The organism is Ruegeria sp. A5 (genome assembly GCF_056543005.1).
Genome location: NZ_JBQGAV010000006.1, coordinates 179,547 through 204,960, shown reverse-complemented (window position 1 = coordinate 204,960; position 25,414 = coordinate 179,547). Strand labels below are relative to the sequence as shown.

At 59.7% G+C, this 25,414-nt stretch carries 31 protein-coding genes and 1 pseudogene; 14 read left to right on the top strand and 18 right to left on the bottom strand.

What is annotated here, in order from left to right; genetic code table 11:
* The first annotated feature begins 88 nt into the window (after nt 1-88).
* The 7 genes from ACR0AY_RS15030 to ACR0AY_RS15000 all read left to right on the top strand — a co-directional run bounded on the left by ACR0AY_RS15030 (nt 89) and on the right by ACR0AY_RS15000 (nt 4,554).
* A complete protein-coding gene (locus ACR0AY_RS15030) occupies nt 89-664 on the top strand; it encodes a LabA-like NYN domain-containing protein (RefSeq protein ID WP_039541714.1) in 576 nt (191 codons plus the stop codon).
* A 202-nt stretch (nt 665-866) separates the two neighbouring features.
* The gene (gene ispH / locus ACR0AY_RS15025) at nt 867-1,817 is read left to right on the top strand and encodes a 4-hydroxy-3-methylbut-2-enyl diphosphate reductase (protein ID WP_170392621.1); all 951 of its coding nucleotides are present in this window, start codon (nt 867-869) and stop codon (nt 1,815-1,817) included.
* The gene (locus ACR0AY_RS15020) at nt 1,814-2,266 is read left to right on the top strand and encodes a DUF3429 domain-containing protein (protein ID WP_170392622.1); all 453 of its coding nucleotides are present in this window, start codon (nt 1,814-1,816) and stop codon (nt 2,264-2,266) included. Before ispH ends, ACR0AY_RS15020 begins: the two co-directional genes overlap by 4 nt.
* Entirely contained in the window at nt 2,263-2,850 is a 588-nt protein-coding gene (locus ACR0AY_RS15015) for a class I SAM-dependent methyltransferase (RefSeq protein WP_480454354.1), read from the top strand. The genes ACR0AY_RS15020 and ACR0AY_RS15015 overlap by 4 nt, the downstream gene beginning before the upstream one ends.
* The gene (rnhA, locus tag ACR0AY_RS15010) at nt 2,843-3,310 is read left to right on the top strand and encodes a ribonuclease HI (protein ID WP_170513429.1); all 468 of its coding nucleotides are present in this window, start codon (nt 2,843-2,845) and stop codon (nt 3,308-3,310) included. Before ACR0AY_RS15015 ends, rnhA begins: the two co-directional genes overlap by 8 nt.
* Nucleotides 3,307-3,930 carry a trimeric intracellular cation channel family protein gene (locus ACR0AY_RS15005; protein WP_170392625.1) on the top strand — a complete coding sequence of 208 codons (624 nt, stop codon included), beginning with the start codon at nt 3,307-3,309 and terminating at the stop codon, nt 3,928-3,930. The genes rnhA and ACR0AY_RS15005 overlap by 4 nt, the downstream gene beginning before the upstream one ends.
* Before the next feature lie 24 nt (nt 3,931-3,954).
* On the top strand, nt 3,955-4,554 hold the full coding sequence (locus ACR0AY_RS15000) for a COG3904 family protein (RefSeq protein ID WP_170392626.1): 600 nt from the start codon (nt 3,955-3,957) through the stop codon (nt 4,552-4,554).
* Here ACR0AY_RS15000 and speB read toward each other — a convergent pair.
* The 6 genes from speB to def (ACR0AY_RS14970) all read right to left on the bottom strand — a co-directional run bounded on the left by speB (nt 4,551) and on the right by def (ACR0AY_RS14970) (nt 7,863).
* Nucleotides 4,551-5,372 (bottom strand): agmatinase, encoded by an 822-nt coding sequence (gene speB / locus ACR0AY_RS14995; protein WP_170513426.1) that lies wholly within the window; start codon nt 5,370-5,372, stop codon nt 4,551-4,553. The two genes, ACR0AY_RS15000 and speB, sit on opposite strands and share 4 nt — an antisense overlap.
* 62 nt (nt 5,373-5,434) lie before the next feature.
* Entirely contained in the window at nt 5,435-5,671 is a 237-nt protein-coding gene (locus ACR0AY_RS14990; protein ID WP_170392628.1) for a GlsB/YeaQ/YmgE family stress response membrane protein, read from the bottom strand.
* Nucleotide 5,672: 1 nt separating this feature from the next.
* Nucleotides 5,673-5,909 carry a hypothetical protein gene (locus ACR0AY_RS14985; protein WP_170392629.1) on the bottom strand — a complete coding sequence of 79 codons (237 nt, stop codon included), beginning with the start codon at nt 5,907-5,909 and terminating at the stop codon, nt 5,673-5,675.
* A 6-nt stretch (nt 5,910-5,915) separates the two neighbouring features.
* Nucleotides 5,916-6,830, bottom strand: coding sequence for a methionyl-tRNA formyltransferase (gene fmt, locus ACR0AY_RS14980; protein ID WP_170513420.1), 915 nt, complete (start codon nt 6,828-6,830; stop codon nt 5,916-5,918).
* Between the two features lie 23 nt (nt 6,831-6,853).
* Entirely contained in the window at nt 6,854-7,348 is a 495-nt protein-coding gene (def, locus tag ACR0AY_RS14975) for a peptide deformylase (RefSeq protein WP_170513416.1), read from the bottom strand.
* Nucleotides 7,345-7,863, bottom strand: coding sequence for a peptide deformylase (gene def, locus ACR0AY_RS14970; protein ID WP_170392632.1), 519 nt, complete (start codon nt 7,861-7,863; stop codon nt 7,345-7,347). Before def (ACR0AY_RS14970) ends, def (ACR0AY_RS14975) begins: the two co-directional genes overlap by 4 nt.
* Nucleotides 7,864-7,957: 94 nt before the next feature.
* Here def (ACR0AY_RS14970) and ACR0AY_RS14965 point away from each other — a divergent pair, with 94 nt between their 5' ends.
* Both ACR0AY_RS14965 and ACR0AY_RS14960 read left to right on the top strand, forming a co-directional pair.
* Nucleotides 7,958-9,130 (top strand): MalY/PatB family protein, encoded by a 1,173-nt coding sequence (locus ACR0AY_RS14965; protein WP_170513414.1) that lies wholly within the window; start codon nt 7,958-7,960, stop codon nt 9,128-9,130.
* A gap of 30 nt (nt 9,131-9,160) precedes the next feature.
* A pseudogene (locus ACR0AY_RS14960) lies at nt 9,161-9,859 on the top strand (fumarylacetoacetate hydrolase family protein).
* 90 nt (nt 9,860-9,949) lie between these two features.
* On the opposite strand, the gene ACR0AY_RS14955 reads toward ACR0AY_RS14960, so the two are convergent.
* Nucleotides 9,950-10,303, bottom strand: coding sequence for a hypothetical protein (locus tag ACR0AY_RS14955; protein WP_170513411.1), 354 nt, complete (start codon nt 10,301-10,303; stop codon nt 9,950-9,952).
* Between the two features lie 212 nt (nt 10,304-10,515).
* Here ACR0AY_RS14955 and ACR0AY_RS14950 point away from each other — a divergent pair, with 212 nt between their 5' ends.
* Complete coding sequence (locus ACR0AY_RS14950; RefSeq protein WP_170513408.1) at nt 10,516-11,505, top strand: glutathione S-transferase family protein; 990 nt, start codon at nt 10,516-10,518, stop codon at nt 11,503-11,505.
* Here the strand turns inward: ACR0AY_RS14950 and ACR0AY_RS14945 are convergent.
* Complete coding sequence (locus tag ACR0AY_RS14945; protein WP_008756687.1) at nt 11,487-11,849, bottom strand: response regulator transcription factor; 363 nt, start codon at nt 11,847-11,849, stop codon at nt 11,487-11,489. The genes ACR0AY_RS14950 and ACR0AY_RS14945 overlap by 19 nt on opposite strands.
* Nucleotides 11,850-12,030: 181 nt before the next feature.
* Between ACR0AY_RS14945 and ACR0AY_RS14940 the strand changes: the two genes are divergently transcribed.
* Genes ACR0AY_RS14940 through ACR0AY_RS14930 form a run of 3 tightly spaced genes read left to right on the top strand, consistent with a single transcriptional unit; the run spans nt 12,031 to nt 15,089 of the window.
* Entirely contained in the window at nt 12,031-12,996 is a 966-nt protein-coding gene (locus ACR0AY_RS14940) for a threonine-phosphate decarboxylase (RefSeq protein ID WP_170513404.1), read from the top strand.
* Entirely contained in the window at nt 12,993-13,913 is a 921-nt protein-coding gene (cbiB, locus tag ACR0AY_RS14935; RefSeq protein ID WP_170513402.1) for an adenosylcobinamide-phosphate synthase CbiB, read from the top strand. The genes ACR0AY_RS14940 and cbiB overlap by 4 nt, the downstream gene beginning before the upstream one ends.
* Nucleotides 13,914-13,925: 12 nt before the next feature.
* Nucleotides 13,926-15,089: a lytic murein transglycosylase gene (locus ACR0AY_RS14930; RefSeq protein WP_480454351.1), complete on the top strand. Its 1,164-nt coding sequence runs from the start codon at nt 13,926-13,928 to the stop codon at nt 15,087-15,089.
* Between the two features lie 10 nt (nt 15,090-15,099).
* Here ACR0AY_RS14930 and ACR0AY_RS14925 read toward each other — a convergent pair whose 3' ends face one another.
* From ACR0AY_RS14925 to ACR0AY_RS14905, 5 genes are all read right to left on the bottom strand, one after another.
* Nucleotides 15,100-15,897: a class II glutamine amidotransferase gene (locus ACR0AY_RS14925; protein ID WP_170392639.1), complete on the bottom strand. Its 798-nt coding sequence runs from the start codon at nt 15,895-15,897 to the stop codon at nt 15,100-15,102.
* A 125-nt stretch (nt 15,898-16,022) separates the two neighbouring features.
* Nucleotides 16,023-16,376 (bottom strand): hypothetical protein, encoded by a 354-nt coding sequence (locus tag ACR0AY_RS14920; protein WP_170513398.1) that lies wholly within the window; start codon nt 16,374-16,376, stop codon nt 16,023-16,025.
* A gap of 54 nt (nt 16,377-16,430) precedes the next feature.
* On the bottom strand, nt 16,431-19,886 hold the full coding sequence (locus tag ACR0AY_RS14915; protein WP_170513395.1) for an AAA family ATPase: 3,456 nt from the start codon (nt 19,884-19,886) through the stop codon (nt 16,431-16,433).
* A gap of 141 nt (nt 19,887-20,027) precedes the next feature.
* A complete protein-coding gene (locus tag ACR0AY_RS14910) occupies nt 20,028-20,423 on the bottom strand; it encodes a hypothetical protein (protein ID WP_170392642.1) in 396 nt (131 codons plus the stop codon).
* Nucleotides 20,424-20,468: 45 nt separating this feature from the next.
* Nucleotides 20,469-21,662: an aminotransferase-like domain-containing protein gene (locus tag ACR0AY_RS14905; RefSeq protein WP_170513392.1), complete on the bottom strand. Its 1,194-nt coding sequence runs from the start codon at nt 21,660-21,662 to the stop codon at nt 20,469-20,471.
* A gap of 151 nt (nt 21,663-21,813) precedes the next feature.
* Here ACR0AY_RS14905 and ACR0AY_RS14900 point away from each other — a divergent pair, with 151 nt between their 5' ends.
* Nucleotides 21,814-22,584 (top strand): FadR/GntR family transcriptional regulator, encoded by a 771-nt coding sequence (locus ACR0AY_RS14900; RefSeq protein WP_170392644.1) that lies wholly within the window; start codon nt 21,814-21,816, stop codon nt 22,582-22,584.
* A gap of 81 nt (nt 22,585-22,665) precedes the next feature.
* Here ACR0AY_RS14900 and ACR0AY_RS14895 read toward each other — a convergent pair whose 3' ends face one another.
* The 5 genes from ACR0AY_RS14895 to ACR0AY_RS14875 form a co-directional block, all read right to left on the bottom strand.
* Nucleotides 22,666-23,226 carry a F0F1 ATP synthase subunit B gene (locus ACR0AY_RS14895; RefSeq protein ID WP_170392645.1) on the bottom strand — a complete coding sequence of 187 codons (561 nt, stop codon included), beginning with the start codon at nt 23,224-23,226 and terminating at the stop codon, nt 22,666-22,668.
* 5 nt (nt 23,227-23,231) lie between these two features.
* Nucleotides 23,232-23,783 (bottom strand): F0F1 ATP synthase subunit B', encoded by a 552-nt coding sequence (locus ACR0AY_RS14890; RefSeq protein ID WP_170513389.1) that lies wholly within the window; start codon nt 23,781-23,783, stop codon nt 23,232-23,234.
* Nucleotides 23,784-23,869: 86 nt separating this feature from the next.
* The gene (locus ACR0AY_RS14885; protein WP_005981269.1) at nt 23,870-24,094 is read right to left on the bottom strand and encodes a F0F1 ATP synthase subunit C; all 225 of its coding nucleotides are present in this window, start codon (nt 24,092-24,094) and stop codon (nt 23,870-23,872) included.
* A 48-nt stretch (nt 24,095-24,142) separates the two neighbouring features.
* Complete coding sequence (locus ACR0AY_RS14880) at nt 24,143-24,901, bottom strand: F0F1 ATP synthase subunit A (protein ID WP_170392647.1); 759 nt, start codon at nt 24,899-24,901, stop codon at nt 24,143-24,145.
* A gap of 2 nt (nt 24,902-24,903) precedes the next feature.
* On the bottom strand, nt 24,904-25,236 hold the full coding sequence (locus tag ACR0AY_RS14875; protein ID WP_170392648.1) for an AtpZ/AtpI family protein: 333 nt from the start codon (nt 25,234-25,236) through the stop codon (nt 24,904-24,906).
* Nucleotides 25,237-25,414: the final 178 nt, after the last annotated feature.

Below are 25,414 nucleotides of genomic sequence, written 5' to 3'. Positions count from 1 at the left end.
CCTATTTTAAGGACACCATTGCACTGACCTATTACTTTATCACTCACGGAGCTCACGGTGCGGTGGCTTATACCGGAAGGACCATTTTATGTTTTACAAGGACGAACGGCTAGCGCTGTTCATCGACGGCTCGAATCTTTATGCAGCCGCCAAAGCACTGGGGTTTGACATCGACTACAAGTTGCTGCGTCAGGAATTTATGCGCAGAGGCAAACTGCTTAGAGCTTTCTACTACACAGCGCTACTGGAAAATGACGAGTATTCCCCGATCCGGCCTCTGGTGGACTGGCTGCACTATAATGGCTTCACCATGGTCACCAAACCGGCCAAGGAATACACCGACAGCATGGGGCGTCGGAAGGTCAAGGGAAACATGGATATCGAGCTTACCGTCGATGCCATGGAACTGGCACCACGCGTTGATCATATCGTACTGTTTTCGGGCGATGGGGATTTCCGCCCGCTGATCGCAAGCCTGCAACGGCAGGGCGTACGTGTTTCCGTTGTTTCGACCATCCGTAGCCAGCCGCCGATGATTTCGGACGAACTGCGCCGCCAGGCCGATAACTTCATTGAGCTGGAAGACCTGCGCGACGTGATCGGCCGCCCTCCGCGAGAGATGCCGACTGAACCCCGCAGCGTCGCAGCTGCAGGCGGGCACTGACCCCACCAAACCCCACCACTCACCAATGGGGGTTGGCAAGAATATGCGCGGCCAGGGCCAGAAGCCCTGGCCGCGCGACTTTAAAGGTATAGGTGCTGAAAACACCCTTGTGCTAACAGCGATTCATGTCAGTGAAATGACGCAGTGCTGTCTGGACCATGGCAATGAAAAGACCTAGGTGTTCGGTCCAGGAGATCGCCGAATGACAAAGCCGCCGCTGACATTATATCTGGCCGCCCCGCGCGGATTCTGCGCTGGTGTGGACCGTGCCATCAAGATTGTGGAAATGGCCCTTCAAAAATGGGGGGCGCCTGTCTATGTGCGCCATGAGATCGTTCACAACAAATTCGTCGTCGACGGTCTGCGCGCGAAGGGTGCCGTGTTTGTCGAGGAGCTGGACGAATGCCCTGATGATCGCCCCGTGATCTTCTCGGCCCACGGTGTGCCAAAATCGGTGCCCGCCACAGCAGCCCAGCGCGAGATGATATATGTCGACGCCACCTGCCCGCTTGTATCCAAGGTGCATGTCGAAGCGCAGCGCCACGCGGATGCCGGGCTGCAGATGATCATGATTGGTCACAAGGGCCATCCCGAAACAATCGGCACCATGGGACAGCTGCCCGATGGCGAGGTACTGCTGGTTGAAACGGTAGAAGATGTGGCGCAGGTCGCTGTGCGTAACCCCGAAAAGCTGGCCTTTGTCACCCAGACAACCCTATCGGTGGATGACACCAAGGACATTATTGCCGCGCTTGAGGCCCGCTTCCCCGCCATCGTCGGGCCGCACAAGGAAGACATTTGTTATGCCACCACCAACCGGCAGGAAGCGGTGAAAGCCGTCGCTCCGAAAGCCGATGCCTTGCTGGTGGTGGGTGCGCCGAACTCATCGAATTCACGTCGTCTGGTCGAGGTCGCCTCGCGCGCCGGATGCAGTTATGCGCAGCTGGTGCAGCGCGCGACCGAGATCGACTGGCGTGCGCTGGAAGGAATTTCCAGCATTGCGGTTAGCGCCGGGGCATCCGCGCCCGAAGTGCTGGTGAACGAGGTGATCGATGCATTCCGCGACCACTACGATGTCACCGTCGAGCTGGTCGAAACCGCTGTCGAGAATGTCGAGTTCAAAGTTCCCCGCGTATTGCGGGAACCAGCATGAGCGGCATCCCCCGCGCGCCGTTATTCCTTGGTTTGGCTGGGCTGATCCCGTTTGTCTGGGGCGCGCTGACTTATCTGAACGGTGATTTGAACGATTGGGGTCGGCAGACGCTGGGGTCGCGCTTCGTGGGGCCGTATATTCAGCTATTCTATGGCTCGGTGATCCTGAGTTTCATGTCGGGCGTGCTGTGGGGCTTCGCCACCAAAACCTCAGGCAGCAAAGCTGCGGCCTGTTACACCTTGTCGGTGTTGCCTGCACTTTGGGCATTTTTCACGACCGGCGGCGGTCCGGTGAATGCGGGCACCAACCTGATGTATGGGTTTGCGGGCTTGCTTTTGCTGGACGCCATGTTCTCATATTGGCGGTTGACCCCGGTCTGGTGGATGCGGCTGCGCGTCCTGCTAACCGCTGTCGTGCTGACCTGTCTTGCTGTGGGAGTTTACCTGTGAGTGATGAACGGACCATCAAGGCCTACACGGATCGCGTTGCGGATTACCTAAGGATCCCCCTGCCCGCCGAGCAGCTAGAGGCGCGTCAGGCTTTTTTAGATGCGGTCCGCGAGGGTGGATATGTGCTGGATCTGGGCTCGGGTCCCGGATCAGACAGCGCGTTTCTGATGCGGCAAGGGCTGAAGGTACGGGCGCTGGATGCAACCCCTGCCTTTGTTGAACATGCGCGGAGCAACGGTGTTGACGCCCACCTTGGCACCTTCGATGACGTCACAGAGGTAGCAGAGTATGACGGCGTCTATGCCAGTTTCTGCCTGCTGCACGCCCCGCGCGCCGATTTCCCGCGTCATCTGAACGCGATCCACACCGCACTGAAGCCGGGCGGGCAGCTGTTCCTGGGAATGAAGCTGGGCACGGGCGAGCATCGTGATGATTTGGACCGTTACTATACTTATTATTCAGAGGCCCAGATCAAGGACGCCCTGACCTCAGCAGGTTTCACCATTGATCGTACCGTGCAGGGAATGGGGAAGGGTTTGGCCGGGTCTTACGACGGGTTCATTCTGGTATTCGCTCATGCCTGATCTCTTTGCATATACCGATGGTGCCTGTTCCGGAAATCCCGGCCCCGGCGGCTGGGGCGTACTGCTGCGCGCGATGGATGGCGAGACCATCCTGAAAGAACGCGAGCTGAGCGGAGGCGAAGCCGAGACAACCAACAACCGGATGGAACTGCTGGCTGCAATCAGTGCTTTGGAGACGCTGGAGCGGCCCTCGAAACTGACCATCGTCACCGACAGCGCTTATGTGAAGAACGGCGTGACGGGATGGATTTTCGGGTGGAAGCGGAACGGCTGGAAGACGTCGAACAAGAAGCCAGTCAAGAATGTCGATCTGTGGCAGCGACTGGATGAAGCCGCGCAACGCCACGAGGTGACCTGGGAATGGGTCAAGGGCCATGCGGGCCATCCCGAAAATGAGCGCGCGGATGAGTTGGCACGCGCCGGCATGGCCCCGTTCAAACCTAAGAAGGCGCAGGCGTGAGCGGGCTTGCCCTGCTGGATTACGCCTCGGTTTTGGTCTTTGCGCTGACCGGTGCGCTGGTGGCCAGCCGAGCGCAGCTTGATCTGGTCGGGTTTGCCTTCATCGCCTGTCTGACGGCAGTGGGCGGTGGTACCGTACGCGACTTGCTGCTGGACCGACATCCGATCTTCTGGGTCGGTCAGCCCGCTTATATCCTGATCGCTTGCGGCGCTGCGGTGCTGGTATTTTTTACCGCTCATCTGGTCGAAAGCCGGTATAATTGGCTGGTCTGGTTGGACAGTTTCGCCCTGTCCATCGCGGTCGCTGCTGGCACGGGAGCAGCGTTGTCACTGGATCAATCCGGTATCATCGTAGTGCTGATGGGGGTGACCACGGGCTGTTTGGGCGGCTTGATGCGTGACGTGGTGTGCAACGAGGTGCCGCTGGTACTGAAACAGGGTGAGCTTTATGTATCCTGCGCCTTTATCGGCGCCTTGACCGCTGTGTTTGCCACCCGCCTCGGGCTGGAAGGCCTGCTGGCATTGGGCTTATGTGCATTGATTTGCTGGGCGTTGCGCGCCGGATCTCTGCTGTTCGGTTGGCAGTTGCCGGTTTACAAGGCCCGACCGCCTCGGCAATAGGGTAGAAACGGACAAGAGATCGCGATGACCTACAGACTTTCGTTTCTGGCCACGGCACTGCTGCTAACGGCATGTGCAGAGCAATACGCCCCGGTGAGCTTCACGGCAGTGGGCAATCAGATCGTCGCGTCCGGAACGATCGACCACACAACGCTCAGCGCGTTTGAAGAAGTGATGGACGAGAACCCCGAGATCAAGACGCTGGTGCTGCAAAATATCGAAGGTTCGGTCGATGATGACTCGAATGTGGTCTTCAGTCGCGTAGTGCGTGAGGAAGGGTTCGACACGGTGGTTCCGTCAAACGGGCTGGTGGCCTCGGGCGGCACCGATTTGTTTCTAGCCGGTAACCGACGCGTGCTGGAACCCGGCGCCTGCGTGGGCGTACACAGCTGGGGCGGCGGCGGCTATGTCGCTGCGGAGCTACCCGAAGATCACCCCGAGCATGACCGGTATTTGAACTATTTCGAAGATATCGGCGTCGATCCCGACTTCTACTGGTTCACGCTGGATGCAGCATCCGAGGAAGAGATGCACTGGATGACGGCGTCCGAGGCGAACCGGTTCGACATGACTACACGGTCCGCCCCTCGCCTTGGCACTGCCGCAATCTGCGACGAACGTTAGCGACTGAGCAGCTGCGCGCCGATTTCCTTGACGAATTTCGCCGCCACCATGGCGGTCATGCCATAGGGGTCGCGGTGCGGGTTCAACTCGACAATATCCGCGCCGATCAACTGGCCTTTGAACCGATGGATCAGGTCGATCACCTCACGCGTGCTGAGACCGCCGGGTTCGTGATGTGAAACGCCGGGGGCAAAGGCCGGATCCAGCGCATCGAGGTCCAGTGACAGATAGACCGGGCCGTCAAAGCTGATCTCCAGATCGGGGCGCCAGTTGCGCATGTCGATCACCTCGACCCCGAACTTGTCGGCCTGTTCCTGTTGGTGCTTGTTCATGGTGCGGATCCCGACCTGAACAAGACGTTTGATCTTGCCGGTCTCCATCACGCGGGCAAATGGACAGCCATGACCCAGCGGGCCAATCTGCTGGCTGTCATAAAGGTCGGGATGGCTATCAATATGCAGGACATTCAGCCCCTCATACCGGTCCGCATGCGCCTTGATCAGCGGATAGGCGACCGAGTGATCGCCCCCCAACGACAATAATCGTGCACCGGCTTCGATCCGGGCGGCGGCCCCTGCCTCGATCCGGTCGATGGGTTCCTGCCCCATCATCTCGAACACATCCAGATCGCCGGTGTCTTTGAAGCGGTCGGTTGCGCCCAGATCAGTGCCATCCTCGGCGGTCAGGTTGGCCGCGCCGGAATGCAACGCCTCGCGGATGCGACCCGGGGCAAAGGCGGGGCCTTGCAGGAATGAGGAATGCAGGTCCAACGGCACGCCCATCAGCGCGACGTCTCCGGCGGTCAGATCATGCGACATGAGAGGCCTTTCAACAAAGAATTGACGGGACATTGGTCGCAGATCACGGTCGGGTCAAGCGATCAGCGGCGGATATATGTCTGCCAAATCCATATCACCAAAAGCGCGCCCAGAACGGCGCCGATAAACCCTGAGAGCCATCCCATCACGGTGATGAGCGTGCGTAGGACCAAACCGCCTACCAAAGCGCCGACAATGCCGATCAGCATGGTGGTTGGAATATCGGCCTCGATCCGCATTAGGCGGGTGGCGAGGAAACCTGCAGCGGCTCCGACGATGATCAGGGCGATGATCGGCATATCATTTCCTCCAATGCGTGGGCACGATGATCAGCGCACCGATCGAGGACAGCACCGCGTCCAACCCCGGCGGGCCAAAGCTGATGCCGAACATGATGCGCACGAAATAGAACAGGAAAGCACCACCCACGCAGATGATGATCGACTGCAGATAGCCGTTATGGGTAAAGCCAGTCTGTTCAGACAGATAGCCTACGATCCCGGCAATCACGACCGTGCCCATCATGATCATGATCATGTACGCCTACTCCGATGACAGGCGGGTCCCGGCCGGCATGGGCCATCCCCGCAGAAAAGTTTCCCTATCCTGCGCGCCCTTGCCTGCCCGTTGCAAGCGCAGCAACTCAACTGCGCCTTCGCCGCAAGCCACGCGCAGGTGGTCGTCCAGCACCTCGCCCGGAGTGCCCCGTCCTTCGGCCAGCCGCGAGGCGAGCAGTTTGATCCGATTACCCTCGACCTCGGTCCATGCGCCGGGAAACGGGGAGAGACCGCGGATTTTTCTGTCGACTTCGGACGCGGGGGCCGACCAGTCGATGCGTGCCTCGGATTTGTCGATCTTGGCGGCGTAGGTTACGCCGACCTCGGGCTGCGGTTCGGGGGTCAGGCTCGGCAGCGTGTTCAGCGCCTCAACGATCAGCGCCGCACCCATGCCCGACAGGCGGTCATGGAGTTGCGCCGTGGTTTCCTCAATCCCGATCTCGGTGGCCTCGCGCAGCAGAACGGGGCCTGTATCCAGCCCGGCCTCCATCTGCATGATACAAACACCGGTTTGCACATCGCCTGCCATGATCGCGCGGTGTATTGGCGCGGCCCCACGCCAGCGCGGCAACAGGCTGGCGTGAATGTTCAGGCAGCCATGGGTTGGCGCGTCCAGAATAGGTTGTGGCAGGATCAGGCCATAAGCGACGACGACCGCGATATCGGCGTTCAGCGCGGCAAAGCTGGCCTGTTCTTCGGGCGATTTCAGCGAGGTGGGGTGGCGAACGTCCAAGCCCAGCGCCAAGGCACGCGCGTGCACCGGGGTTGGACGGTCTTTTTTACCGCGACCGGCGGGGCGTGGCGGTTGGCAATAGACGGCGGCGATTTCGTGCCCGGCACGGACCAGCGCATCCAGCACCGGCACCGAGAAATCTGGCGTTCCCATGAAGATGATACGCATCCGTCCCTCCGTAGGATGGGGTTTCACCCCATCTTCTGTGCTTTGCGCAGCAGCATGTCGCGTTTGACCTTGCTGAGCCGGTCGAAATACATCCGCCCGTTCAGGTGGTCGATCTGATGCTGCACGCTGGTGGCCTCGATGCCGACAAAATCACGGCGGTCGATCTGGCCCTGTTCGTTGAGAAATTTCACGGTCACTGCGCGTGGTCGCTTCACCTTGGCGGACACGCCGGGCAAGTTCGGGCTGGCCTCGTCATGTTCACGCAGCTCAACCGAGCTGTGCAGAATCTCGGGGTTGGCCAGTCGCACAGCTTTGCCCCGCTGGGTCGAGCCATCCACGACAGCCAGCCGCAGCATCACTCCGATCTGCGGCGCAGCGAGGCCAACGCCCGGCATCGCCTCCATCGTATCGATCATGTCATCCCAGATGGTGCGGATGTCGTCGGTGATCTCGGGGACGTCCTCGGCCTTGGTGCGCAGGCGCTTGTCGGGCCACGGCAGGCAGGTCCGCACCGTCATGTGCGGGCCTTTTCGCGCTTGAGCTTCTGCATTTTGCGCGTGATCATCTGACGCTTGAGCGGTTTGAGATAGTCGATGAAGAGCTTACCGTTCAGATGGTCGATCTCATGCTGCACACAAGTCGCCCAGAGATCATCAAAGGTTTCCTGCTGCAGATTACCGTCACGGTCCAGCCAGGTGACATCAACCGTCTTCGGGCGCGTGACTTCGGCATATTGCTCAGGGATCGACAGGCAGCCTTCTTCGTAGACGTTGGTCTCGTCCGAGGAGGCGATGACCTCGGGGTTGAACATCACCAGTGGGCGTGGGGCCTCACCTTCTTCTTTGACACAGTCCACCACGATCAGCCGGTCGAGCACACCGATCTGCGGCGCAGCAAGGCCAATGCCGGGCGCGTCATACATCGTCTCCAGCATGTCATCGGCCAGTTTGCGCAGGTCGTCGGTGATGTCGGCTACCGGCGCGCAGACCTTTTTCAGGCGGGGATCGGGATGGATCAGGATATTGCGTTTCATGGGGCTGATTTAGGCCATCGCGCCCGCCTCCGCAACGGCCCCCTTGCACCTTATGGATTTGTGGTTAGCTTTCGCCTCGACAGATGGAGATGACATGACTTTCAACGACCTGATCGACCGCCGGGGCACCAACTCATCAAAATGGGACAAGATGGAGCAGCTTTACGGTGTCGCCCCCGAGGATGGGCTGGCCATGTGGACGGCTGATTCCGACTATGCCACGGCCCCTTGCGTGATCGAGGCGGTGCGGGAAGCTGCCGATCATGGCGCGTTTGGATATTCATGGATGCACCCGGATTATCTGAATGCAATCCAGTGGTGGATGAAGACACGCCACAACTGGGAGATCGACACCGATTGGATTCTGACCTCGCAAGGGTTGGGCAATGCGATTGCCCTGTGTCTGGATGTTTGGAGTGAACCGGGAGATGGCGTCGTGATCTTCACGCCCGTCTACCATGAGTTTGCCCATAAGGTGAACAAATCCGGCCGCCGCGTGGTGGAATGCCCGCTGGTACGCGATGGCGACAGCTATGGGCTTGATCTGGACGATGCGCAGTCGCGGTTGGACGGATCAGAAAAGCTGCTGCTGTGGTGCTCGCCGCAGAACCCGTCAGGTCGGGTCTGGACGCCGGAAGAACTGCGCGCTGTGGCGGCGTTTGCGGAGCGCAACGGGCTGATCCTTGTGTCGGACGAGATTCACCATGATCTGGTTTATCCGGGCAATACCTTCGTACCGATGGATACGGCCGCCCCCGATGCGCGCCCGTGGACGGTGACACTGACCGCGGCGTCGAAAACATTCAACATCGCCGGGCAGCGTACCGGCAACATGATCATTCCCGATGCCAAGCTGCGGGCCGAGATGCGGCACCGGATCACCACGCTGGACTATGACCCCAGTGCGTTGGGTGTGGCGATGATCACTGCCGCCTATTCGCCGGAAGGTGCAAAATGGGTCGATGAACAAATTGCCCACCTGGACGCGAACCGGAAGCTGTTTGATGCTGCCATCGCCGAGATACCGGGCCTGTGGTCGATGCCTCTGCAGGCGACCTATCTGGCATGGGTCGATTTTTCGGGCACGGGTATGAGCCACGATGAGTTTGTCCGCCGCCTACGCGAAGATGCGCGGATCGCGACATCCTCAGGCCCCGGTTTTGGCACCGGTGGAGAAACCTTCGAGCGCTTCAATCTGGCCACCCAACGCGAGCGGGTTGAAGAAGCCTGTGCGCGATTGAAGACAGCCTTTGGCGATTTACAATGAACCCCGTTCACAATTAATCGGAGGCACGTCATGCCCAACCACCTTTTTACGCTTCCGGACATCCCAAGCATCCCGGTGCAGGGGGAACAGGCGACCTATCCGATCGGGCGGATTTTTTTGCGTGGGCCGCAACTATGCCGCCCACGCTGCCGAGATGGGGCATGAGGTGGATCGTCAGGCGCCGTTTTACTTCACCAAATCCGCGCCCAACGCGGTTTTACCGGAGCGCATGTGCCGTATCCGGCAGGCACCGAGGATTATCATCACGAAATGGAACTGGCCGTTGCAATCGGCAAACCGGTTTTTCGGGCCACAGCCACTGAGGCCCGCAACGCGATTTTTGGCTATGGCTGTGCGCTGGACATGACGCGCCGCGACCTGCAGATCCGCGAGCGCAACAAACAGCGCCCCTGGGATCTGGGCAAGGATGTGGAAAACGGCGCGGTCTTCGCTCCGCTGACCCGCGCCGATGACTGGAGCCCATCTGATGACAAGCGCATCTATCTGAGCATCAATGAGTGGGTCGTACAAGACGCCACATTGTCAGAGCTGGTCTGGAAGATCGATGAACTGATCTCCTATCTATCGGGTTTCTACCATTTGCGCCCCGGCGATCTGATCCTGACCGGCACACCCGCCGGGGTCGGGCCCGTGGTTGCCGGAGACCGAATTGAAGGCGGCATCGATGGTTTGGCTCCTGTGCACCTGACCCTGACGGCCTCCGACTAAACCGCCCGGCCTGATACCGAGAATCTCGTGGCACCATTGCCGCCCGAGCGCCGGTGGCGCGTCGGTGCCAAAGGTCAAACGGTGCGCGCGTCAGTCTCGGTTTTCGAGCAATGCGATCGGTGCATCCGGGGCGCGGTAGAAATCCAGCGGGGCCTTGTCGGCCGCCACGGTGCTGCGCTTGAACTCATAGCGCATCTCACCCACCGCTTCTTCATCTGCGATGATCAGGCACTGATACATGTGATTGGCACCGTCATAGATATCGACGAGCCCACGCAGGCGTGGCGTGGTTTCGGCCTCGACGGTGAAACCATCCTTCCACAATGTCAAAATTTTGAAGCTATTGTCGCCAACCTCCACCCGCAAACGGCTGGATTTCTTGAGGGTAGCGATTCGGGCCGCATCCAATTCGGCGCGAATTTCCTTGGAAACATAGGTACTCATAATAAACTTCCCCCCTTAACACTCATTAGTCTGACGCGATTCCTGTAAAAATCCAGTGAACGGCGTCACATAAGTTTTGGCATTGCGGTTCTGGTGCCCAGACACCGCACCCCACCTGTGCGCGCATGCAGGCCTGATGCGCGCCCGGTGAAATAGGATCGTGGCGCAAGACGGCCTATCTTTGACCCAATCGCAATGCGAAAGGAATAACGATGGGCCTGCTTGTCGACGGCGAATGGCATGACACCTGGTATGACACCAAATCCACAGGCGGGGCGTTCAAACGCTCGGCCGCACAGTTTCGCAACTGGATCACCGCCGATGGCGCACCCGGCCCTTCGGGGCGCGGCGGGTTCGAGGCGGAATCGGGGCGCTATCACCTTTATGTCTCGCACGCCTGCCCTTGGGCGCACCGCACACTGATCTTTCGTGAGTTGAAAGGGCTGAGCGACCACATCTCGGTCTCGGTGGTGCATCCGGATATGCTGGACAAAGGCTGGACCTTTGAGACGGACGCGCATGGAGCGACGGGCGACAAACTGTTCGGGCATGATTTAGCCCATCAGATCTATACCCGTGCCGACCCCAACTATTCGGGCCGCGTGACGGTGCCGATCCTGTGGGACAAAGTTGAGAAAACGATCGTGTCGAACGAAAGCTCGGAAATCATCCGCATGTTCAACTCGGCTTTCAACGGGATCACCGGCAACACAGACGACTACTGGCCCGAGGCAATGCGGGACGAGATCGAAGAGGTCAACGCGCGCATCTATTCCGATGTCAATAACGGGGTCTACAAATCCGGCTTTGCCACCTCGCAAGAAGCTTATGACGCCGCGGTTGGCCCTCTGTTCGACACGCTGGACTGGCTTGAGGATCGTCTGGCCCGGAACCGCTATCTTATGGGTGACCGCGTGACTGAGGCCGACTGGCGCCTGTTCACCACATTGATCCGGTTCGACCCGGTTTATCATTTACATTTCAAGTGCAACAAGCGTCGGTTGGTGGACTACCCGAACCTCTGGGCCTTTACGCGGGAGCTATATCAATGGCCCGGCGTGGCGCAGACAGTGAACATGAACCACATCGTGCGCCACTATCACTTCAGCCATGACAGCATCAATCCGCACCGAATTATTCCAGTGAATCCAACGTTGGACTATTCAGAACCTCATGGACGAGATCAGCGCCCGGCGGCGTAGTGTTCGACCATGGCCGCCAGATCCTCGGGCGGGGTCGAGCTTTGGACATAGGCGCAGGCATTGGCGCTATGGGCAAAGATTGATCCGTCCGAGAAGAATGTGGTGTTGGTGACGAAGATCACCCGCGCCTCGGGCCTGCGATAGCTTGCGAAATCGGCAACCGCCAAGGCGCTGCCGGTTTCCAGAACCAGATCCAGCACGATGATATCGAATGCGGTACCATACAGTGCCAGGATCGCGGCCTCTTGCGTTTCGACCAGCGTGACTTCGGCCTCCTGCCTTTGCAGATGCCGCTGCCAGACCCGACCTAGATCGGGGTTACTCTCAACAATCAGTACTTTCATTTGCAACAACCTCGGCACGTGATATGGGTGAGTGGTGCCGACCCCTGTTGTCCGTGATCACGCGATTTCCTTAACAAAGTGTTAACAAGGCCCGCACAGCGCCGTGATCGGGCGGATTCGCTTGTAAGAACGGCAAAAATCCGCTTGAAGCATGAGAAATAGGCGATTCCGGCTGGGGCAGATGGTTGGACAGGATGACAGATTGAACCCTCGGGCTGCGCGCGATCATGGCGGAGGGCTGGATGGCGCGATGACGCGGTTTGGGGGCACGCGCGCAGACTGGATCGATCTGTCCACGGGGATCAATCCGCATGCTTATGAGGTCTCGGGCCTGCAGCCTCCGGACTGGATGGAACTGCCGGATCATGGCGCGTTCGAACGCCTCTCGGACGCGGCGCGGGTGTTTTGGAACGTGCCTGATGGGGCCGAGATTCTGCCATCGCCTGGTGCCTCTGCGGTGATTGCCCGCGTGCCCGCGCTGACCAAAGCCGGCCGCGTGCAGATCACGATGCCCACTTATAACGAACATGCCGCTGCATTCACCGCTCAGGGGTGGACGGTGCACGAGCGCGGCCCGGCTCAGGCACGTGTCATCGTACACCCCAACAATCCCGATGGGCGCATCTGGCAGGACGCGGATGTCGACGCGCCGCTGACGGTGATCGATGAAAGCTTCTGCGACGTAACGCCCGAAGCCTCGCTGATTCATCTGGCCCAGCGGCCCGGCATCGTGGTGCTGAAGAGCTTTGGCAAATTTTGGGGGTTGGCCGGGTTGCGACTGGGTTTTGCAATTGGCCATCCCGATCTGATTGCACGATTGAACGACCTGACCGGACCATGGGCCGTATCCGGCCCGGCACTGCGGATCGGCGCGCAAGCGTTGCACGATGTAAAATGGGCTGATGAAACGCGCATGCGTCTGGCAAATGAAGCAACACGGTTGGATCAGCTTGTAACGGCCAAGGATGCGCGGCTGATTGGCGGCACCAGCCTGTTCCGCCTCTACGACGTTGATGACGCGACCGCCTGGCAAGACCGATTGGCGCGGGCGCATATCTGGAGCCGTATTTTCCCCTATTCCCGGACCTACCTGCGCCTTGGATTACCGCCAGCAGATGGTTGGGCCCGGTTGGAAGCAGCGCTGTGAGCACCGCGTTCCTATTGGTCTGCGCTATGTGTCTGGACGCAGCATTGGGTGAGCCGGATTGGCTGTGGTCGCGGATTCGCCACCCTGCCGTACTGATGGGCAACGCGATTGGCTGGCTGGACAACCGGCTGAACCATGGGGCGTATCGCCGCCTCAAAGGGGTTGCGACGGTGCTCATCCTGGTTGCGGTGGCACTCATCCTTGGCCGGTTGCTGGAGCTGCTTGGTCCGATCGTCGAGATCGTGGTCTGCGCCATCCTTCTGGCCCAGAAATCCCTGATCACCCATGTTCGCGCAGTTGGCGAAGGCCTGTTGACCTCGCTTGCCGAAGGGCGCGCGCAGGTCGCCATGATTGTCTCGCGCGATACGCGAGATATGACCGAGGCGCAGGTGGCGCGCTCGGCCATCGAAAGCGCCGCCGAAAACTTGAGCGACGGGGTGATTGCCCCAGCCTTCTGGTTTCTGGTCGCAGGTCTGCCGGGGCTTCTGGTTTACAAGGTCGTCAACACCGCCGACAGTATGATCGGTTATCGCAACGACAAATACCGCGCCTTCGGCTGGGCAGCAGCGCGGCTGGATGATTTGCTGAACCTTGTCCCGGCACGCCTGACCTTTGTAATGATCGTGGCACTGTCCAGCCAATGGTCGCGCTGGGGAGAGATGGTTGAGGATGCACGCCGCCATATCTCACCCAACGCAGGCTGGCCCGAGGCCGCGATGGCACGTGCGCTTGATATCGCGCTGGCAGGACCGCGCAGCTATGACGGGCAGATGCGGGATCTCGCCTGGGTGAACGGGAATGCGCGGCAGAATATCGACGCGGCGGAGGTTTTTCGCGCATCAGACATGCTCTGGCAGGTATGGGGGCTTGCGCTTGGGCTCGTGTCGGTGTGGGTTGGGTTCAACTTCATATTCTGACGGATCAGACCCATGCGTTTCCTTTCCGGCCTTATTGCCGCCGCCCTCTTCGCCTCGCCCGCGCTTGCCCAATGCGGCGGCGGGTTCAATACCTTCGTCAAAGGGCTGAAAGCCGAAGCCATTCAGCAGGGTTACGACAAATCCACCGTCAACAGCTTTTTCAAGGGCGTTCAGCAGGACGGAGCCGTTCTGAAAGCCGACCGCGCGCAGGGCGTATTCCAGAAACCATTCATCGACTTCTCGCGGCGCCTGATTTCACAGAACCGGATCGACCGGGGCAAGGCCATGTCGGGCAAATACGACGCGGTGTTTGACCGGATTGAGCAGGAATACGGCATTTCGCGGGGTGTGCTACTGGCATTTTGGGCGTTCGAGACCGACTACGGGTCCTTTCAAGGCGATTTCAACACTCGCAACGCGCTGGTGACGCTGGCCCACGACTGCCGCCGCCCCGAGTTGTTCCGCCCGCAGATTTTCGCCGCGATCGAGCTGTACAGCCAGGGCAATTTTGACCCCGCCCGCACCACCGGGGCTTGGGCCGGTGAAATCGGCATGGTCCAGATGCTGCCCCGCGACATTCTGGAAAACGGCGTGGATGGGGACGGAGACGGCAAGGTTTCGCTAAAAACCTCGGCACCGGATGCACTGATGTCCGGGGCCAAGATGCTGTCGCATCTTGGTTGGCAACCGGGTCAGCCATGGCTGCAAGAGGTCACCGTGCCCGCGCTGATGGACTGGTCTCTCTCTGGCCCCGGCAAGCCCCGCTCGGTGTCCGAATGGCAGGCGATGGGCGTGCAGGCGCGCAGTGGGTCTTTGGCAAATCTGCCTGCCTCGCTGATCCTGCCACAAGGGCATAAAGGACCCGCCTTTCTGGCTTACCCGAATTTCGATGTCTATTTCGAATGGAACCAGAGCTTCGTTTACGTCCTGACCGCCGCCTATTTCGGCACACGGCTGGAAGGCGCGCAGATCTACGACGCAGGCAACCCCGCGCCGGGGCTGACGGGCGCACAGATGAAGCAGTTGCAGAGCAAGCTACAGGCACGGGGTTATGATGTAGGCAAGATCGACGGCATCCTTGGGGCCGGAACCCGTGCGGCTGTGCAGGCTGAACAATTGCGTCTGGGTTTGCCAGCGGATGCGTGGCCAACGACACAGCTGCTGAAGCAGCTATAAGGGTCAGCGCCTAGGCAACCTTTGCAGGTTCACGTTTCACTGACGGATCAAACGCATGGATAGATACCAGCGAGCCTTCTGTGACGATGGCGGTATTGGGCTGTATTTCAACCCAGCCGTCACTGTCTGCATCAAGCGGTTCGGACGATATCACTATCCCGTCTTCTGAGGTTCGGTAATGCAGACTGGGTGCATAACGATCAGACGCATAGCGCGCCGCAAATACACGCTTGCCGTCTGACCAGCACGCAGCAAACCGCATATAAGGCGACGATCCGCATTGTCGGGACAGCGCTTCCACCCGCCCCACGGCCCGTGCCATTGCCTCGATCGGATTTGAATCCAGACCTTCGCCATGAGCAATCAAAAAGATCGCTTCACTTTCTGTCGCACCCATTCGGTGCCCGTATAAATGTGCCGGGATCATAGCATCGAGCTGCTGCCGGATTTGGTCATGCCCTCCAGCCTGGCCATTGTGCATGAAGCTCCATTTGCCAAATCCAAATGGGTGACAGTTGTTGCGCGAGGTCGCAGTGCCTGTCGACGCTCTTACATGGGCCAAAAACAGTCGTGATCGTGTGTGATGAGCCAGTTGTTTGAGATTTGCATCGGACCATGCGGGATGAGTGTCCTTGTAGAAACAGGGCGTTTCGCGATCAGAATACCAGGCCAGTCCAAACCCATCGGCATTGATTGGTGTCTTCCCAATCAACGCGTTGCGGCTTTGAATGACAAGCGATTGCTCTTGCTCCTGAATCAATTCATCCAGATATCGCTGCTCCCCAACCCAAGCCAAAAAACGGCACATTTGGCATCCCCATCAGTTTTTCGATCCAGGGCATTCTACAACTTGATTTGACGATGATTATCCCGTTTTCTTCCGTTTTTACTCAAAGCCTCTATCAAATTTACCAATTGATCGGGAAAAACAGATCAATTACTCGCTCTGACCGGGTAGCGATCGCCTTTCTCGTCGATCAGGATCAACCGCTCACCACTGCGGACATATAGGTCGCATCGGCTGAACCCATTGCGATACGCTATGCAAACACTGCCATCCCCGGCGATGGAATAGGTGCCGAAGGCGGATTCTCCGCTGGCATAGGTATAAGAATAGGCCCCTCCAGCCGAGTATTTGGACTGGCCGTCGTCGTAGAAAGTGAGAGTGCGGCCGGCCAAAGCCTCCAATTCTTCTGGCGTCAAGGGGACGTCACCGGGTTTCGTGGGCCATTCGGCAGCCCAGAGGGGGTTGGCCGCGAGCAATGCGAGGATGAAATATCGGATCATGATGCTAGCCTACCCTCATACACGGGTGATGGCTCATAACGTTGCAGTGATCGATCAAGCGACCATCTGCTCGGCCTTTTTCAGATCGACCGAAACCAGTTGGCTGACACCCTGTTCCTGCATCGTCACACCGAACAGCCGATCCATCCGCGCCATGGTCACCGCGTGGTGGGTGATGATCAGGAAACGCGTATCGGTCTGGCGGCACATCTCGTCCAGCAAGTCGCAGAAGCGGGTGACGTTGGCATCGTCCAGCGGCGCGTCGACCTCATCAAGCACACAGATCGGCGCGGGATTTGCAAGGAACACGCCAAAGATCAGCGCGGTCGCGGTCAGCGTCTGTTCGCCGCCCGACAGCAGGCTGAGAGTCGAGAGCTTTTTGCCCGGCGGCTGGCACATGATCTCAAGGCCCGCATCCAGCGGATCGTCGCTTTCGACCATGACCAGATTGGCCTCGCCGCCACCAAACAGATGCTTGAACAGCATGGCGAAGTTGGAATTCACCTGTTCGAACGCGGTCAACAGACGCTCGCGTCCTTCGCGGTTGAGGCTGGCGATGCCGCTGCGCAGGGCCTTGATCGCCTCTTCCAGATCGGCCTTTTCGCCGTTCAGCGTGTCGAATTCTTCCTGGACTTCTTTGCTGTCCTCTTCAGCCCGTAGGTTCACTGCGCCCATGGCGTCGCGCTGACGCTTGTGGCGGTTCACTTCGGCTTCAAGTGCGTCGGCGGCGGGCATCTGATCAGGGTTCACGTCCAGTTGGTTCAGCAGCTGGTTAGGCGTCAGTTGCTGATCCTCGGCAATGCGTTCTGCTGCGGCGACTACGCTTTCCTTGGCGGCGTCGCAACGCGCCTCAGCCGCCGCGCGGCTTTCGCGCGCCTCCGAGGCCAGACGTTCGGCTTCGCGCTCGGCAAGAACCACCTCGCGCTGCTGGGTCTCGGCCTCGGCCAACTTGTCGGCGGCTTCGGCGCGCCGAGCCTCAGCGGTTTCGATCAGCTCGTTCAGTTCTTCCCGTGCCTCGGCGATTTCGCTGGGGGCCGCCATCGCCTCGGTCAGTTCTTCTTCCGAGCTTTCCTTGCGTTCGGCCAGTTCCGATATCCGCTTTTCCGCCGTTTCCAGACGATACCGCCAACCGCTGAGGTCCTTAGTCACCTCCTGCGTGCGCCGGGTGCGCGCCTCGCCCTCGCGGCGCAATTCATCATGCGTCGAGCGGTGGGTCAGCATGGTGATCCGCGCCGCCTCGACCGTCTGCTTGATGTCCTCGACCTGCGCGCGGGCGCTGTCGAGATCGCCCAGGCCAGTCAACGCGCCTTCAGCCTCACGCAGTTGTGCGCGGGCGGACATGGCGTCTTCCTTGTGACGGTCGACCGCGAGGGTCAGTGTTTCCAGCTTGCCCTGCGCCAGATTTCGATCCGCCTCAGCCCGGCTGAGCATCCGCGCGGTTTCCGCCATGCGCTGATCCGCGGCACGGCGGGCCTCGCGGGCGCGGCGGTCAGCCTCGGTTACATTGGCCAGTTGCTGTGACAGCGCTTCATGCGCGGCGCGGGCACCTTCGGCCTGCGCCTCGGTGCGGGTCAGTTCCTGTTTCAGCGCCTCAAGCTTGTTGAGCTGTTCCAAACGCAGGGCGGCAGCGCTTGGTGCATCCTCGGCCCAGGCGCGGAATCCGTCCCAGCGCCACAAATCGCCCGAGCGTGAGACCAAGCGTTGACCCGGTTTCAACGACGCCTGCAAGCGCGCGCCCTGATCCGCATCGACCAAACCGATCTGCGCAATACGGCGACTCAGGCGGTCGGGACCGGACACATGCAACGCCAGCGGCTCGGCCCCATCGGGCAAGGGCTGGTCGCTGTCATAGCCCGCTACCTGCACCCAACCTGAAGGTCCGTCGCCCTCGACCAACGGTGCACGCAGGTCATCCGCCAGCGCAGCCCCCAATGCCTTTTCAAAGCCCGTTGCCACCCGCAGCATGTCGAGCACTTGCCCACCCTCAGCCGTGTCGCGTTCGACCAGCTTGGCCAGCGCGGTGGTCTCGGCCCTTATCGCGCCCAGTTCACCCTCGGCCTCGGAGCGTTTGGCGCGGGCCTCGGCCTCACGCGCCTGTGTATCGTTGCGCAGCTCGTCGGCGGCGGCCAGTGCTTCTTCCGCTGCCTCAGCAGCTTCGCGAGCTTCTTCCTCACCCTCTTGCGCGGTCTCGAACGCCTCGCTGGCACGGGAAAGGGCATTGCGCGCCTCGTCCACGGCGGCGCGGGCCTTTTCTTCCTCGCCCTCGGAACGAACCAGTGTCTTGCGGCTGTCTTCAACCAGTCGTTGCGCCGATTGGTGGCGAGCCACCAGACGGGCCATGTCTTCGGTTTCCTGCGACAGGTGATCTTCGCGATCCTGCAACACCGACGCGGCCTCGCGCGCAACTTCAGCAGCTTCAGCGACCTTTTCGTCATAGCCATCGGCGGCTTTTGCAAGCTCGCGGGCCTCCCATTCCAGCCGTTCGATCATCTCACCCGCGTCCCGGTTCAGACCGGATTCGCGTTCGATGTCGTTGCCCAATTGCTGGATACGGTTGGTCAGAGTCTCGATCGTCTGGCGTGCGCGGGTTTCCTGATCCGACAGCTGATCGCGCTGCACCTGCTGGCGCTGCAGGACGGCTGCGGCGATGGCCTCTTCCTCACGCAGGGGCGGCAGGGTTTCCTCGATCTCAGCGCGTTTGGCGGCGGATTCACGGGCGGATGCCTCGGCGCGAGAGGCTTCGGTGATCCGGTCGCGTAGCTTTTCCTCGGCCGCCTGACGGGCCATGTCGGCCTCTTTCCAACGGCGATAGAGCAGCATCCCTTCGGCCTGACGCAACAGCTCGCCGATCTCGCGATACCGCGCCGCCTGCCGGGCCTGACGGGCGAGTTGTGCCAACTGCCCGCCCAATTGTTCCAGCACGTCATCCACGCGGGTCAGGTTGGCCTCGGTGCCTTTCAGTTTCAGTTCTGCCTCGTGGCGGCGTTGATAAAGCCCGGAGATGCCGGCGGCCTCTTCCAGAATGCGACGTCGTGCGCGGGGTTTGGCGTTGATCAGTTCGGCAATGCGGTTTTGCCCCACCAGCGCAGGCGAATGCGCACCGGTCGAGGCGTCCGCGAACAGCATTTGAACGTCGCGGGCGCGCACGTCCTTGCCGTTGGTCTTGTAGGCACTGCCCACATCGCGGGTGATGCGGCGGACAATTTCCAACTGGTCGCTGTCGTTGAAGCCGGATGGCGCCAAACGTTCCGAGTTGTCCATCGTCAGGACCACCTCGGCAAAGTTGCGCGCAGGCCGAGTGGCAGCGCCCGCAAAGATCACATCCTCCATCGCGCCACCGCGCATGGATTTGGGACGGTTTTCACCCATCACCCAGCGCAACGCTTCCAGCAGATTGGACTTGCCGCAGCCATTCGGACCAACCACTCCGGTCAGCCCGTCCGCGATGATCAGATCGGTCGGGTCCACGAAGCTTTTGAAGCCGGTCAGTTTGAGTTTGCTAAAGCGCAATGGCTGCTCTTGGTATGATTCCTATGGGTAAGAAGTCTGCGCAACGGATGGGGGAGGTGTCAACGTGATTGCGCAGGATATGGGAGATTGGACCAAGTTATCCACAACATCTTGGCAAAACTACGCGGAGTCCCGCGTATCTCAGTAAGGCGAGCATTCAAAGACCTGATATCCGTAGTCTTCGTAATATCCGTAATCAACGCATTCATAGGGACGGCGAAGGAGTGCGCCGAAAATCAGTTTTTCCCCCAGTTCCTGGTCGCAGCCCAGCACGCCCACAGTGACGGCCGCATCGCCAAGAACATCCAGAAGCGGACAGCCCGAGACCTGCGCCATGGCCAGCGCAGCCCGATCGCGGATCGGACCCAGACGCGGCGCGTATTGCGGGTTCACGCGGACGGCCTCGGCCAGTTCATTGCGGACGCGGACGTCGAAGATACTGCCATTCACCGCGACGCGCGTTGCGGGCAAGTCGCGAAAATAGGGTGTACCACCCGAGCAGGCGGCGAGGCACAGGAAAGCGAGCACACGGATCATGCTGCTTTATTAGCGACAATATGGTTAATGAGACCTTTCCCCGGTTCAGGCGCGCAACACTTCTCCTAACCGGCGTATACCCTCGCGGATCGTGTTCTCATCCGAGTTGGAAAAACTCAGTCGAATGGTATTGGACCCGGTGTCGTCGGGATAGAAAGCCTGACCGGGGACAAAGGCCAGCTTGACCGTTTCCAGCGCCCTCGCCAGCAGGTCGGCGCCGTTCATTCCCTTGGGCAGAGTGACCCAAATGAACATGCCGCCCTCGGGTCGGGTCCAGTCGGCGCCATTGGGCATGTGCTCTTTGAGCGCCTCAAGCATCGCATCGCGGCGCGCGGCATAGGTCTGGCGCAGCATGGGGACATGAGTGTCAAAACGATCCCGTGCCACCTGATACACCGCCATCTGGTTGATCGTAGAAGAATGCAGATCAGCCGCCTGTTTCAGCAGCACCAGTTGCGAGATCACCGGTTTTGCTGCAACCACCCAACCCAGCCGCAACCCCGGTGAAAGAGTTTTCGAGAAGCTGCCGCAATAGATCGTCCGGCAGTTCTCGATCGATCCCTTGCGCGCCTGTTCTAACGCGAGGATCGGAGGGATCGGATCGCCGTCATAGCGCAGCGCCTGATAGGCTCCGTCCTCGATCACTGCGCAATCCAATTCATCTGCCAGATCGAGCAGCGCCTCCCTGCCCCGCAGATCGACCGTCTCACCAGTCGGATTTGCAAAATCGGCGGAGAGATAAGCGAATTTGATCGGGCTGTTGCCGGCGGCGGCCTGGTATTCGGCAGCCCCACGATTGCCATTGATGCTAAGCTGGTCAAAGCGCGGCTCATAAGCGTCAAACGCATTGAGCGCGCCCAGATATGTGGGCCACCCCACCAACGCAGTATCACCCGGTGACAAGAACAACTTACCCAAGTAATCCAGCGCTTGCTGCGAGCCCGAGGTGATCAGGATGTTGTCGATGCCGCACGTAACGCCGATCCCACGCATATGGTCGGCCAGCCATTCACGCAGCGGGGCATAGCCCTCGCTGACCGAATATTGCAGCGCCTGCGCCTGTTGATCTGGGCCAAGCGCATTTTGAAACGCTTCGGCGAAAGCCTCTGCTGGAAACAAAGCGGGGTCGGGAATACCGCCTGCGAAGGAAATGATACCGGGCTCGCCCAGCAGTTTCAGCAATTCGCGGATTTCGGAAGCCTTCATCCGAGCGGTTCGGGTGGCGTAGAGCTGATCCATCGTAGGGGGCCTCCTCCGCCCTTGGGTCGCAGATTAGGCAATGCGCCTCTTATGTCAATAATTCTGACCTAATGTTTCAACCTCTGTGAGCGACTTGAACGCCCCTTACAAACGTGGTCAGGTGACTTGACCAATTCCAAGTGGTAGCCAGATGCCTTTTCAAAAAGTTCAAACCGAAAAACTGTCACTGGCTGTTGTGCGCCAGATCGAACTGCTGATCCTGCGCGGCATTCTGCGCCCCGGAGAACGCCTGCCCTCAGAACGGGAGCTGGCCGAGCGGATGGGCGTGTCGCGCCCGTCGCTGCGCGAGGCAATCTCGGACCTCCAGGAGCAGGGATTGCTGACTGCCAAGGCCGGATCGGGCATCTATGTGGCCGAGGTTCTGGGCTCGGCCTTCGCGCCGGCTTTGATCCGGTTGTTCGGCAATCACGACGAGGCAGTGTTCGACTATCTCTCATTCCGGCGTGACATGGAGGGTCTAGCGGCTGAGCGTGCCGCCCGCATGGGCTCGGGCAGCGATCTGAAGGTGGTGCAGACCATACTGGACAAGATGGAAGACGCCCACGCTCGCAATGCAGCCGAAGAAGAGGCGCATCTGGACGCCCAGTTCCATATGGCGATCATCGAGGCCAGTCATAACGTGGTGATGCTGCATATGATGCGGTCGATGTTCGATCTGCTGCGGCAGGGCGTATTCTACAACCGACAGATCATGTTCCAGCAACGCACCACCCGCGACGCAATTCTGGACCAGCACCGAGCCATCAACACAGCCCTGCAGGACCGCGACCCGAAAGGGGCACGGAAGGCGGTCGAAGATCATCTGAACTTTGTCAAAAGCTGCATGGCCGATCAGCAGAAGGCCCTGCGCAATGAAGAGATCGCGCAACAGCGTTTGAAGCACGAGACTGGAGAGGTCTGATCCTTCAAACTGGAAGCCACGAAAAGAAAAAACCCGAGAGCCTGAAGCCCTCGGGTTTTTCAAATCATATGATCCAGGCGATCAGTGTAGCTTTTCACCCACATCCGCGATGGATGCATCGATCAGCTTGTTCGCCTGCGTTGCGGTCATCTGTTTGGCCAGCACGGCGTTGGCTGCCGAAACCGCTACGGTGATGGCCTGATCGCGGACTTCCTTGACAGCAGATGCCTCAGCCGATGCGATCTGATCCTGCGCTGCCGCGAGACGGCGCGCGATGGATTTTTCCAGATCCACCTTAGCCTGTTCAGCTGCCAGAACCGCGTCTTCCTTAGCCGCGGCAACGATAGCTTCGGCCTGACCCTGAACTTCGCGCTGCTTGCGCTCGTACGAGGCCAACAGGCTGCGTGCTTCTTCATGCAGGGCGCGGGCTTCGTCCAGCTCGGCTTGAATACCTTCGGCGCGATTGTCCAGCGCACCACCAATCATACCGGGGACCTTGAAGTAGAACAGGACCGCGATAAAGACGATGAAGCCCAGAGTGACGACAAAGTCAGTGTTGGCAAGCGAGAAGAACGGGCCGCTTGCGGCCAGCGCGGGGCTGGCGGCACCAACGGTCAGGATAAGGGCAAGAGTGTTCCGCATGTCACTTATCCTTTCGTCTGCGCATCTACTGCACTGTTGATGGCTTTGGCATCCGCCTCGCCGCCCAGTGCTGTGACCAGTTCAGCCGCCGTATCCTTGGCAACCACTTGAATGCTTTCCAGCGCACCTGCACGGATTTCGGCAATTGCCTTTTCCGATTCAGTCGCCTTTGCAGCGATTTCCGCATCCGCCTTGGCAATCGCGTCATCCAGACCGGCCTGGATTTCGGCGCGGGCTTCCGCCGCGATACGCTGAGCCTCAGAACGGGCATCGGCCAGCGCTTTGTTATAGGCCTCTTCGGCCTCGACCGCTTTGGCCTTCAGATCTTCGGCCGCAGCCAGGTCATTTGTAATGGTCCCCTGGCGTTCAGCCAGGATTGCCGCGATGCGGGGCAGAGCCACGCGGGACAGGACCAGAAAGATGACGACCAGCGTGATGACCAGCCAGAAAATCTGGTTGGGGAACCAATCGAAGCAGAGCTGCGGCATCCCGACGGCGTAGCCGCTGGAATCAACGCATGTGCCTACTACTTCTTCAGCAATGGGTTCAGTCGCCATGATGTCCTCCGTCGGAACGTTGTCTTTACAACAGATGGGCCGCTATGGCTTGGGCCCACCTGCGCGTAAGGATCAGGTTCCGCAGATTATACGGCGAACATCAGCAGCAGCGAGACCAGGAATGCGAAGATGCCCAGCGCTTCTGCGAACGCGATACCGATGAACAGGGTTGCGGTCTGCGAAGCAGCCGCCGAAGGGTTGCGCAGGGCGCCGGCCAGGAAGTTGCCTGCAACGTTGCCCACCCCGATTGCGGCTGCACCGGAACCGATTGCTGCCAGGCCTGCGCCGATGTGTGCGAGATCGCCTTCCATGAGAATTCTCCTTACGATTTGGAAGTTTCGATGTTGGGGGTTCGGACCTTAGTGCGACGGATGCAGCGCATCTTTCAGATACACACAGGTCAGAATGGTGAAGACGTAGGCCTGAATGAAGGACACGAGGACCTCAAGGCCATACATTGCGGTGATCGCCAGAACCGACACGGGCGAGATCACGGCAATCGCGGCAAACCCTGCGAACACCTTGATAACCGCGTGGCCTGCCATGACGTTACCGGCAAGACGAATGGAGTGGCTGACCGGGCGTACGAAGTACGAGATCAGCTCGATGATCGCCAGAACAGGGCGCAGCGCCAGCGGCGCGCTGGAGACCCAGAACAAGCCCAGGAACGCAGCGCCGTTCTTGACGAAACCCAAAACGGTCACGGTCAGGAACACGGCCAGCGCCAGCGGGATGGTCACGGCGAAATGCGATGTGGTGGTGAAGGACATGGGCAACATGCCCAGGAAGTTCGCGCAGACGATGAACATGAACAGGGTCATGACATAGGGGAAGTACTTGACGCCTTCCTTGCCGCAGATGTCTTCCAGCATTTTGTAGATGAAACCATAGGCTAGCTCGGCCACCGACTGCATCCGCGTCGGAACAATGGCGCGCTTGGACGTGCTGAGAACCAGCAGGGCAAAGATCGCCGCAATCGCCAGGAACAACCACAGGGTCACGTTGGTGGGCGTGTACCAGGCAATCGCACCGTCGCCGAACAACGGCTTGACGATAAACTGGTCCATTGGATGGAAAGCCAGGCTGCTGCCTTTTTCTGCGGTGGTCTCGGTTGCCACGTTCAGTCCCTCTCGTCCTTCTCGGTCGCGCTTGCGGCCGCTTGTTTCTCTTGAACCTCTTTCGCGCTGCGGAGCATAACCTTCACGCCCGCGACAAGGCCCAGCAATGTGAACAGCACCAGAAAGATCGGGATCGTCCCGAGCAGGCTGTCCAGCCCGTATCCGATGCCAAATCCGATCCCCAGACCGGAAACCATTTCGATGACCATCCTCCAGGCAAGCTCGCCTCCGGATACGTCAGCATCCGCACGAGGTTTCGGCGCTTTGGCCTTTTTCGCCGCTTCGATCTTGGCCTCCAGCTGCGCCATACGCTGCTTTTGGTCATCTTCGGTCACGGGCGTTTCCCTCGCACAGTCTTGGGTAGGGTGCTAAGGGGCTGAGGGCGCAGAGTCAACGGCAATGAAGCCGCAGCATGAACGTCGCTAAGCATATGATTTTTATAATAAAATTACAGACCACGCGAAACCTGCCGATGGCGTATAATTCGCTGACCGGGCGGATAGGCCTGAATCC

Bases quoted from the DNA above. Each gene is read 5' to 3' on its own strand.
- ACR0AY_RS14905 (WP_170513392.1), bottom strand. From the start codon at position 21,662: ATGGATCAGCTCTACGCCACCCGAACCGCTCGGATGAAGGCTTCCGAA.
- ACR0AY_RS14930 (WP_480454351.1), top strand. From the start codon at position 13,926: ATGCGTTTCCTTTCCGGCCTTATTGCCGCCGCCCTCTTCGCCTCGCCC.
- ACR0AY_RS14895 (WP_170392645.1), bottom strand. From the start codon at position 23,226: ATGCGGAACACTCTTGCCCTTATCCTGACCGTTGGTGCCGCCAGCCCC.
- ACR0AY_RS14925 (WP_170392639.1), bottom strand. From the start codon at position 15,897: ATGTGCCGTTTTTTGGCTTGGGTTGGGGAGCAGCGATATCTGGATGAA.
- ACR0AY_RS15000 (WP_170392626.1), top strand. From the start codon at position 3,955: ATGACCTACAGACTTTCGTTTCTGGCCACGGCACTGCTGCTAACGGCA.
- rnhA (WP_170513429.1), top strand. From the start codon at position 2,843: ATGCCTGATCTCTTTGCATATACCGATGGTGCCTGTTCCGGAAATCCC.
- fmt (WP_170513420.1), bottom strand. From the start codon at position 6,830: ATGCGTATCATCTTCATGGGAACGCCAGATTTCTCGGTGCCGGTGCTG.
- ACR0AY_RS14900 (WP_170392644.1), top strand. From the start codon at position 21,814: ATGCCTTTTCAAAAAGTTCAAACCGAAAAACTGTCACTGGCTGTTGTG.
- ACR0AY_RS14920 (WP_170513398.1), bottom strand. From the start codon at position 16,376: ATGATCCGATATTTCATCCTCGCATTGCTCGCGGCCAACCCCCTCTGG.
- ACR0AY_RS15030 (WP_039541714.1), top strand. From the start codon at position 89: ATGTTTTACAAGGACGAACGGCTAGCGCTGTTCATCGACGGCTCGAAT.
- def (WP_170392632.1), bottom strand. From the start codon at position 7,863: ATGAAACGCAATATCCTGATCCATCCCGATCCCCGCCTGAAAAAGGTC.
- ACR0AY_RS14985 (WP_170392629.1), bottom strand. From the start codon at position 5,909: ATGATCATGATCATGATGGGCACGGTCGTGATTGCCGGGATCGTAGGC.
- ACR0AY_RS14965 (WP_170513414.1), top strand. From the start codon at position 7,958: ATGACTTTCAACGACCTGATCGACCGCCGGGGCACCAACTCATCAAAA.
- ACR0AY_RS14950 (WP_170513408.1), top strand. From the start codon at position 10,516: ATGGGCCTGCTTGTCGACGGCGAATGGCATGACACCTGGTATGACACC.
- ACR0AY_RS14885 (WP_005981269.1), bottom strand. From the start codon at position 24,094: ATGGAAGGCGATCTCGCACACATCGGCGCAGGCCTGGCAGCAATCGGT.
- ACR0AY_RS14945 (WP_008756687.1), bottom strand. From the start codon at position 11,849: ATGAAAGTACTGATTGTTGAGAGTAACCCCGATCTAGGTCGGGTCTGG.
- ACR0AY_RS14890 (WP_170513389.1), bottom strand. From the start codon at position 23,783: ATGGCGACTGAACCCATTGCTGAAGAAGTAGTAGGCACATGCGTTGAT.
- def (WP_170513416.1), bottom strand. From the start codon at position 7,348: ATGACGGTGCGGACCTGCCTGCCGTGGCCCGACAAGCGCCTGCGCACC.
- ispH (WP_170392621.1), top strand. From the start codon at position 867: ATGACAAAGCCGCCGCTGACATTATATCTGGCCGCCCCGCGCGGATTC.
- ACR0AY_RS14910 (WP_170392642.1), bottom strand. From the start codon at position 20,423: ATGATCCGTGTGCTCGCTTTCCTGTGCCTCGCCGCCTGCTCGGGTGGT.
- ACR0AY_RS15020 (WP_170392622.1), top strand. From the start codon at position 1,814: ATGAGCGGCATCCCCCGCGCGCCGTTATTCCTTGGTTTGGCTGGGCTG.
- ACR0AY_RS14955 (WP_170513411.1), bottom strand. From the start codon at position 10,303: ATGAGTACCTATGTTTCCAAGGAAATTCGCGCCGAATTGGATGCGGCC.
- ACR0AY_RS14990 (WP_170392628.1), bottom strand. From the start codon at position 5,671: ATGCCGATCATCGCCCTGATCATCGTCGGAGCCGCTGCAGGTTTCCTC.
- ACR0AY_RS14940 (WP_170513404.1), top strand. From the start codon at position 12,031: ATGGTTGGACAGGATGACAGATTGAACCCTCGGGCTGCGCGCGATCAT.
- speB (WP_170513426.1), bottom strand. From the start codon at position 5,372: ATGTCGCATGATCTGACCGCCGGAGACGTCGCGCTGATGGGCGTGCCG.